At 54.4% G+C, this 1514-nt stretch carries 2 protein-coding genes and 1 pseudogene; all 3 read left to right on the forward strand.

Features of this window, described 5'->3' with window-relative positions:
• A pseudogene (locus NW857_RS12870) lies at positions 1–183 on the forward strand (IS630 family transposase); the annotation flags it as partial.
• 254 nt (positions 184–437) lie between these two features.
• Entirely contained in the window at positions 438–683 is a 246-nt protein-coding gene (locus tag NW857_RS12875; RefSeq protein WP_414335685.1) for a GlsB/YeaQ/YmgE family stress response membrane protein, read from the forward strand.
• Positions 684–763: 80 nt separating this feature from the next.
• Positions 764–1366, forward strand: a complete 603-nt coding sequence (locus tag NW857_RS12880; protein WP_414338866.1) for a hypothetical protein — start codon at positions 764–766, stop codon at positions 1364–1366.
• The last annotated feature ends 148 nt before the right edge of the window (positions 1367–1514 follow it).

A 1514-nucleotide genomic window follows, 5' to 3' on the forward strand; every position in this document is an offset into this window, starting at 1 on the left:
CCTGTGTATGCGCCGGAATTGAATCCTATTGAGATGATGTGGTCGGTTTTGAAGCATTTTATTCGGCAGTTTTCCAGAGTTGGGAAGTATAGCCTGGAGCAGATAGTGCAGACTTCTTTACTACTGATCAATCCATCCTGCTTCCAGAGTTGGTTTGCTAAGTGTTGCTACTGTACCCCTTGATTCTTTAACAGGCTGTATGTATCTATATCTAGTGTCGGTGGCGCTCCTCTTCAGGTCTTCATTGCATACATCCAAAATCAACTTGGGGTTTTAGACCCAACTTTTTGGTGGTTATCTGTTCTCAGCAAAAGTTACCAATTTGTCAGGTGGCCGTCAAGTGTGCCGAGTGTACAGAAGGTTGGTTTTCAGAGCATTTATCTTTTAGCAACGAAGAGTAAGCTGTAGGTATAGCATACCTTGGAGAAGTAAGTTGTATGAACAGCACCCTTTGGTTTCTGTTGATCGGGGCGATTGCCGGTTGGCTGGCAGGGTACATCCGGCGTGGTTACGGATTTGGCTTGATCGGCAACATCATTGTCGGCGTCTGCGGGGCATTTGTCGGGGGATATCTCTTTGATTTGCTTGGCCTATCGGCTACGGGCTTGCTGGGAAGCTTGCTGATGGCTACTGTTGGGGCTTTGGTTCTGTTGGCCTTGATCAGCTTTATTCGTCGGGCTTGACCTTCAGGTGGCTCGCAAGCGCTCCCAAGAATCTGCGTTTTCCTTGGGATGCTGTGTTGAACATTTACCGGAGAGTTTCGATGAACATTCGTGTTGTTGCGGCGGCGATGATTGGCTGGGCAACCCCCACTTTGGGGTTGCTCGCCTTGCCCCCTGCTTCTGCTCAGCAACTGTTTGATGTAGGTGTGCGCCAATTGCAGCCGGGCACGATCATCCCCGTCCAGACCCTCGAGGGTGGAGAGCCCCAGTACTTCAGCCCCAATAGCACCCATCCCCTTACCTTGCGGGTAGCTCAGGACATCTACGGCGGCGACGGCCAGTTGGTGATCCCGGCAGGGAGCGAAGTGCGGGGTAGTTTGCGCCCGGTTCAGGGAGGAGCTCGGTTCTTCGGCACGGCCCTGGTTGCCAATGGACGCCTTTACTCGGTGCAGATGTCTTCTGACTTGATCCACGATGAGAAAGATCCCCGCCAATACTCCGCCGAAGCCATCGCCCAGGACGCAGCCATTGGTGCGGTGGGCGGTACGGTGCTGGGCCTGCTGACAGGGGGTGTCTCTGCTTTGGGGGTGATTGGCGGAGCCGGGGCCGGCGTGGCAGTGGGCAACATCACGGCTCCCCAGGTGGTGGTGTTGCGCCCCAGTCAGGTGATGAACTTGACCCTGAATAGCCCGCTGCGCCTGTAATGAGCCACGTCTAATCCCCTTCCCCCAACTCCCAGATCTCAAAAGCTTAAGGATCCCGGCCCAAAACCGGTATCCTTTTCTGTTTTGACCTGGGCTTTGGGGCCGTCTCTGACCGGCTAGCGGTGCAAGTAGGTGTAGGCCCGCAGGT

It is taken from the genome of Synechococcus sp. H55.9, from assembly GCF_047462355.1.
Taxonomy (GTDB): Bacteria; Cyanobacteriota; Cyanobacteriia; order Thermostichales; family Thermostichaceae; genus Thermostichus.

Coding starts and splice junctions, on each gene's coding strand:
- NW857_RS12875 (WP_414335685.1), top strand. CDS start 438: ATGAACAGCACCCTTTGGTTTCTGTTGATCGGGGCGATTGCCGGTTGG.
- NW857_RS12880 (WP_414338866.1), top strand. CDS start 764: ATGAACATTCGTGTTGTTGCGGCGGCGATGATTGGCTGGGCAACCCCC.